The sequence below is a fragment of the Leifsonia sp. HAY1-4F genome (assembly GCF_056755275.1).
Window position 1 is genome coordinate 24,025 of the sequence record NZ_JBNDHX010000036.1, and the last position, 6,994, is coordinate 31,018.

The 6,994-nt window shown below is 64.9% G+C and carries 7 protein-coding genes and 1 pseudogene; all 8 read right to left on the reverse strand.

Annotated elements, in window-relative coordinates; genetic code table 11:
* Positions 1–33 precede the first annotated feature (33 nt).
* Positions 34–1,773, reverse strand: coding sequence for an aa3-type cytochrome oxidase subunit I (gene ctaD / locus ACPYOG_RS09120; protein ID WP_481293918.1), 1,740 nt, complete (start codon positions 1,771–1,773; stop codon positions 34–36).
* 154 nt (positions 1,774–1,927) lie between these two features.
* Positions 1,928–2,935 (reverse strand): universal stress protein, encoded by a 1,008-nt coding sequence (locus tag ACPYOG_RS09125; protein WP_481293925.1) that lies wholly within the window; start codon positions 2,933–2,935, stop codon positions 1,928–1,930.
* Positions 2,936–3,056: 121 nt separating this feature from the next.
* Positions 3,057–3,185 carry a hypothetical protein gene (locus ACPYOG_RS09130; protein WP_481293919.1) on the reverse strand — a complete coding sequence of 43 codons (129 nt, stop codon included), beginning with the start codon at positions 3,183–3,185 and terminating at the stop codon, positions 3,057–3,059.
* A 35-nt stretch (positions 3,186–3,220) separates the two neighbouring features.
* A pseudogene (locus ACPYOG_RS09135) lies at positions 3,221–3,355 on the reverse strand (transaldolase); the annotation flags it as partial.
* Positions 3,352–4,611, reverse strand: a complete 1,260-nt coding sequence (locus ACPYOG_RS09140) for an NAD(P)/FAD-dependent oxidoreductase (protein ID WP_481293920.1) — start codon at positions 4,609–4,611, stop codon at positions 3,352–3,354. The gene ACPYOG_RS09140 and the pseudogene ACPYOG_RS09135, both read right to left, overlap by 4 nt.
* 21 nt (positions 4,612–4,632) lie before the next feature.
* On the reverse strand, positions 4,633–5,220 hold the full coding sequence (gene folE, locus ACPYOG_RS09145; protein WP_481293921.1) for a GTP cyclohydrolase I: 588 nt from the start codon (positions 5,218–5,220) through the stop codon (positions 4,633–4,635).
* A 49-nt stretch (positions 5,221–5,269) separates the two neighbouring features.
* Positions 5,270–6,553 (reverse strand): dihydrolipoamide acetyltransferase family protein, encoded by a 1,284-nt coding sequence (locus ACPYOG_RS09150; RefSeq protein WP_481293922.1) that lies wholly within the window; start codon positions 6,551–6,553, stop codon positions 5,270–5,272.
* The coding region (locus tag ACPYOG_RS09155) for a transketolase C-terminal domain-containing protein (protein WP_481293923.1) at positions 6,553–6,994 on the reverse strand (442 nt) is incomplete at its 5' end. The genes ACPYOG_RS09150 and ACPYOG_RS09155, both read right to left, overlap by 1 nt.

Sequence of the window (6,994 nt, forward strand, 5' to 3'; positions counted from 1 at the left end):
AAACGAAGAGCGCATTCGTTCTTTCCCTGCACATCACTTGGTCTCACCGGTGGCAAGATCGTAGATCGGGGAATCTGCGGCGTCTTTCGGGCCCGGGCCAATGCCAACAGGGATACCCGCTTCGGGGTGGTTCAGGTCGAAGGCCGGGGACTCCGAGCGGATGCGCGGGATCGACGTGAAGTTGTGCCGCGGCGGCGGGCAGCTGGTGGCCCACTCGAGCGAGCGGCCGTAGCCCCACGGGTCGTTCACGGTCACCTTCGGCGCGTTGCGCGCGGTGAGGTAGACGTTCACGAAGAACGGGATCATCGAGATCGCGAGGATGCCCGCACCGACCGACGACACCTGGTTCATCCAGGTGAAGCCGTCCGACGGCAGGTAGGTCGCGTACCGTCGCGGCATGCCGACCACGCCCAGCCAGTGCTGGATGAGGAAGGTCGTGTGGAAGCCGATGAACAGCAGCCAGAAGTGCCACTTGCCCAGCCGGTCGTTCAGCATCTTGCCCGTCCACTTCGGCCACCAGAAGTAGAAGCCGGCGAACATCGCGAACACGACCGTGCCGAACACCACGTAGTGGAAGTGCGCCACCACGAAATACGTGTCGGACACGTGGAAGTCGAGCGGCGGCGACGCCAGGATCACGCCGGTCAGGCCACCGAAGGTGAAGGTGATCAGGAACCCGATCGACCACAGCATCGGCGACTCGAAGGTGAGCGAGCCGCGCCACATCGTGCCGATCCAGTTGAAGATCTTCACGCCGGTCGGGACCGCGATCAGCATCGACATCAGCGAGAACCAGGGCAGCAGCACCGATCCGGTGACGTACATGTGGTGCGCCCACACGGTGACCGACAGGGCCGCGATCGAGATGGTCGCGTAGACCAGCGTCTTGTACCCGAAGATCGGCTTGCGGCTGAACACCGGGAAGATCTCCGACACGATGCCGAAGAACGGCAGCGCGATGATGTAGACCTCGGGATGCCCGAAGAACCAGAACAGGTGCTGCCAGAGCAGGGCTCCGCCGTTGGCGGCGTCGTAGATGTGCGCGTCGAAGACACGGTCGGCGGCCAGCGCGAACAGCGCAGCGGCGAGAACCGGGAAGGCCATCAGCACGAGGATCGAGGTGATCATCGCGTTCCAGCTGAAGATCGGCATCCGGAACATGGTCATGCCGGGAGCACGCATCGTGATGATCGTCGTGATGAAGTTCACCGCACCGAGGATGGTGCCGAAGCCCGAGAGGCCGAGGCCGAGCACCCAGAGGTTTCCGCCGAGCCCGGGCGAGAACGTCGTACTCGAAAGTGGCGCGTAGGCGAACCATCCGAACGAGGCGGCGCCCTGAGGGGTGAGGAAGCCGGCGACCGCGATCAGCGAGCCGAACGAGTAGAACCAGTAGGCCAGCGCGTTCAGTCGCGGGAAGGCCACGTCCGGCGCGCCGATCTGCAGCGGCATGATGACGTTCGTGAATCCGGCGAACAGCGGCGTCGCAAACATCAGCAGCATGATCGTGCCGTGCATCGTGAAGAGCTGGTTGTACTGCTCCCTGGTCTGCACCACCTGAAGACCCGGCTCGAACAGCTGCGCGCGGATGATCAGGGCCATCACGCCGCCGATGAGGAAGTACACGAACGACGTGACCAGATACAGGTACCCGATCGTCTTGTGATCGGTCGACGTGATGTAGTTCACGAGGATGTTGCCCTTGCGCTCCGCGCCCCGCCCCGAAGAGCCGCCCTGGGCCGCACCGACTGAGGCCCGCGGCGCTGTCAGAACCATGCTTGCCCACCGCCTTATACTCGGGAGCCAGAAAGCTTGGAATGCACTAGAACTTTGATGGTACCGCGAGGTCAGATTAATTAGAAGGACCCGAACTATTTCTATTCAAGGTCCCGAGCTGCCCATGGGCTTCAGCATCGTAGCCCGGTGTCGCTTATCCTCGTTCGCCCCGCGGCGTGGTGCATGCCTCATACGGAATGCCCGTGGCCGAAGCACCGCGGCACTCGTCCCGGTCCAGCCCCTGAACCGGCTCATCCGAACACATGGGCTCTTCTTCCCGCTTCTGTACCCATTCCCGCCGGGCCGCTTCGGGCGCGTGGACCACGATCGTGGGGGACGACAGGTTCAGCAGCACGTCGTTGGCGACGGCGCCGAGGCTGCCGAGCTGTGCGTCCGCACGCCGCGAGTCCCCGATCAGGAGCAACTCGGCGCCCCGCGACAACTCGTTCAACGCCGCGCCAGCCGGACGCCGCACCACGCGACTGCGGAGGACGATGTCCGGCTGACGGCGTCTGGCGCGGCCGAGGGCTGCAGCCAGCAGGCTGCGTGCCTCATCGTCGCGGCGCAACTGCCAGTCGTGGAGCGCGTCGGAGTGATCGGTGTCCAGAAGCGTGCGAGCCGTGGATGCGCGCACCGCCATCAACTCGCAGTGACGCTCACCCGCCAGATCGGCCGCCATGTCGATTGCCGCGTATCCGGCGGGGGTGTCGTCGACGCCGACGACGACACCTCGCCGCATCCGTGACGCCACGTCGGGGATGATCGCGACCGGACCCGTCACCAGGTTGGCGAGCTGAAGACTGCGCGAGCCGTACGCTCGGCCGTAATGGAAACCTGTCTTGTGTGTGCCGACGACGAGCATCGTTCGGGCGTCGCTGAACGAGGCGAGCTCGGCCATCGGGCTTCCGCACCTCAGTTGCCCATGCAGCGACGTACTCTCACCGAGCGTTCGGGCGTATGCCAACTCTCCCTCGAGCCGTTGCTGCGTGTCTTGATCGATTTCGTCGATGAGCCTGGTCCCCATCGCGCCCCACTCGCCGTCGGCGACGTGCACAAAGACAACCTCGCCGGAGCGTTCGTGCGCTCGCGTGATCGCCCACCGGATCGCGGCGCGGGACGGGACCGATCCGTCGACACCGACGATGAACCTGCGGATCTCCATCTCGGCACCTCCACTGGCAGTCTTGTCGACTGCAGCCACGAGCGACGGGTCCTTGGTCCCATGATGCTTCTGGTATCCCGCGCACGATTAGCACCAGAGATGCACTCGGTCCCAGGAGGGCTCACGTCGCGCGCTGTGCGGCGCTGTCCGAGACGGGTGTGATGTGCGAGGCGATGAGCCGATCACGTTTCCTGATGTACCACGCGCCGAACTCGACCGTGTCGTAAGCGACCTCGTCGATCAGGCCCACAAGGTGTTGGACGCTCGGGGCCGTCTGCGGGTCATCGGGTTGGTCGTGATGCCAACCACGTCGCGCTCCGCGATCAGCCGGACGAGCCCTCCAGACAGGATCCGATCCCGCGGAAGGTCGCCCAGCCAGATGCTCACACCCGCCTTGCGGAGGTCGCCTATCGGGGTCATGAGCCGATGCCTTCCGTCACCGCAGCGACTCGGTCGAGCGGAACATCCGGGTTCTGGAGCGCCCGGCGATCGACGGCCACACGATCGCGGATGAGAACCTGGATCGCCTCGTTCACATCCCAGGTGTTCACGTTCATGCCGGCGACGACGCGCGACCCGACTAGCCAGAACGCGATGAATGCCCCAGATGCCCGATCGCCGCGATACACGATGTCCGCATCCTTCGTCAGTGGTGCGAAACCGGAGTATCCCATGCCCAGGTCGAACTGGTCGGTGTAGAAGTACGGGAGGCTGTCGTGCACCGCGGTCTGCCCCAGCATCGCCCGAGCTGCGACCGCGCCGCCGGTCAGCGCGTTCGCCCAATGCTCGCTTCGCAGGCGCTGCTGCGCCAACGGGTGATACGCGTTCGCGATGTCGCCGGCCGCAAACACCCGGGCGTCGCTCGTACGCAGCGATTCGTCGGTCTCGACGCCGTTGCCCGTGCGGAGGCCCGCGTCCGTTGCGAGTCCGATCTGCGGGACGGCGCCGACCCCGATCAGGATCAGGTCGGCGGGCACGATCTCGCCGTCGCCGAGACGCACGCCGGTCGCGACGCCGTCGCTGGTCTCGATCGCGTCCACGATCATCCGGGTGCGGATCCGCACCCCGTGGCTCTGGTGCAGCTCGGCGAAGTAGGTGCCGAGTTCGTCGCCGAGGGCGATGGCGAGAGGGATCGGATCGCGCTCGAGAATGGTCACCTCGTTGCCGAGCGTGCGTGCGGTCGCGGCCACCTCCATCCCGATCCAGCCGGACCCGATGAGGACGAGCCTGCGCCCGCCGGCGACGATCGCCTCGCGCAACCGGATGCTGTCATCCACCGTCCGCAGGTAGTGGACGTTCGGCGCATCCGAGCCCGGAATCGTCAGAATGCGCGGCTGCGAACCGGTCGCAAGAAGAAGCCTCTCGTACCGAGTCTCCTCGCCCCGTTCATCCACCACCGATGCTGAATTCGTGTCCAGCCGCACCACCCGCGTGCGCAGCCGCAGATCGACGTCGTTATCTCGGTACCAGGCAGCGTCGAGGACGTCGATGGATGCACGGTCGTCGGCTCCCGCGAGGAAGCCTTTCGACAGCGGCGGCCGGATGTATGGGAGGTGCTCTTCCGCTCCGAAGAGCCTGATGGCTCCTTCGTAGCCTTCTTCGCGAAGCGTCTTGGCGGCCGTCGCGCCGGCCAGCGCGGCGCCGACGATGACGAAGGGTTCCGTCGTGGTGGGCATATGTGTTGCTTCTTTCTGGTGCTAGTTCCGGTCGCGGAGCGCGGTCAGGAAGTGGTCCCGGCCGTGCGACGCGAGTGCGCCGGTGAAGCGCGAGGTGCGCGTTCGTGCGGTCGGTGCGAGCGCGCCGCGGATGGACATGCACAGGTGTTCGGCCTCGAGAACGACCCCGACGCCGTTGGGCAGGAGTTCACCGTCGAGGTAGTCGGCGATCTCGACGGTCAACCGTTCCTGTAGCTGCAGGCCTCGTGCGAAATGGTCGACGACCCGCGCGAGCTTGGACAACCCCAGCAGCCGAGACGCCGGCAGGTAGCCGACATGGGCCACACCGCGGAACGGAAGGAGGTGGTGGGCGCAAAGCGAGGTGAACGGGATGTCGCGCACGAGCACCAACTCGTCGTAGCCCGCGTCGTTGGGGAAGGCCGTCATGGTGAAAGGCTCCCTGCGGAGCAGCTCGCGGTACGACGCGACGACGCGACGAGGAGTCTCCGCAAGGTTGGGGTCCTCGAGGTCCTGGCCGAGAGCGAGGAGCAGTTCTGCCACTGCGCGCTCTGCCCGTCGATCCGGCAACGATGACGTCATCCGTTCGTCTGTTTCCTCCAGCAGCGACATCGCGGCTCCCTTCTCGTAGCATCGGCTGTGTCTATTTGGTCAGCTGGTGTTAGGCCAGGATCGTGATCGGATTCTCGAGCAGGTTCGTCAGCGTCTGCAGGAACTGCGCGGCGAGTGCCCCGTCGATGATGCGATGGTCTGCGGATAGTGTGTAGCGCATGGTGTAGCGAGCCACGACGTCGTCATCGACGACGGCGGGTTCTCGCTTCACGCCGCCGACCGCGAGAATGGCGGCCTCCGGCGGGTTAATGATCGCCGTGAACTGCCTAACCCCGAACATTCCAAGGTTGCTGACGCTGAACGTGCCGCCAGACATCTGCGCGGGCGTTAGCCTTTTTGAATTGGCGAGACGGACCAGCTCCTTGGTCTCGGTGGCCAGCTCGCTCACGGTCTTCTGGTCGGCGTCTTCGATGACCGGTACTACGAGCCCGTTCTCGGATGCGATGGCCACGCCCACATTGACACGGTGGTGTACAAGCATCGTCGCCGGCGCATCGTCCTGGTACGACGCGTTCACGAGCGGGTGCGCGCGCAATGCGAGCGCGCATGCCCGAACCACGAGGTCGTTCACGCTTACCTTCGGTCGGTCTGCCGTAGCCAGTTGCCGGTTGATATCCGCGCGCAGCACCATGAGGGCTTCGACGTCTGCCGCCGCGGTCACCATGAAATGCGGGACGGTGTGGGCGCTCTCGCTCAGCCGGCGTGCGATAACTCGGCGTGTCTGGCTCATTGGGATTGCCTCGGAATCGCGACGCGCGTCGGGCTCGGTTTTGACTGAGGATTTCGCGGACCCGAGCGTGGAAGGCGCGGATGAATCTACGTCCAGTAGGTGCTCAATGTCGGCGCGAATTATGCGACCACCCGGGCCACTTCCATTGACCCTCGACAAGTCCAGGTTGTGCTCGCGGGCAAGTTTTCGCACCAATGGCGAGGCGAACCGGCGTTCGACAGCCTCCGGAAGGTCGAACGCCGCATTGCGTGCGGCCGGGACCGTCCGAGGGATGGCCGTTTCTTCTATCGGCGGTGCCCCTGCAATCGACGTCGAGTCCGGTGCGGCCAGCACAAACGGCGCCTGGGCAGATACTTCAGGCGCTGCTGTCTCCGGCTCGAGCAACGCGATCGGAGTGCCGATGGATACGTTCTCCCCCTCGGCCACGAGAATCTTCGACAGTGTCCCTGCCTCGTACGCCTCGTATTCCATCGTTGCCTTGTCGGTTTCGATCTCAACGAGGATGTCCCCGACCGCGACCGGGTCGCCGGGCTGCTTGCGCCACACGGAGATCGCGCCGTCTTCCATGGTGTCGGAGAGGCGTGGCATGGTGATCTGGATCATTAGTGAGCCCCGGCCTGGTGGGAGGAATGCCCGACCGAGTCGAGCGTCTGACGGATGGCGCTGATTGCGTCATCGACGGATGGAAGTGCCGCTGTCTCCAACGGTTTGGAATACGGCAGCGGCACCTCTGCCATCGCTACGCGTCGCACCGGTGTATCCAGGTAGTCGAATGCGCCATCGGAGATCGTCGCCGCGATCTCGGCACCGATGCCGTAGGTGAGCCAGTCATCCTCGAGCACCACGGCGGCATGTGTCTTCTTCACTGACTCGATAAGTGTCGTGCGGTCAAGGGGGCGAAGGCTGCGAAGGTCGATCACTTCGATGTCAAGACCGTCCGATGCTGCGAGTTGCTCCGCCACGATAGAAGCCACATGCGCCATCCGGGAGTACCCGATCAAGGTGACATCTGCGCCGGCGCGCGTGATCGTCGCCCTACCGATG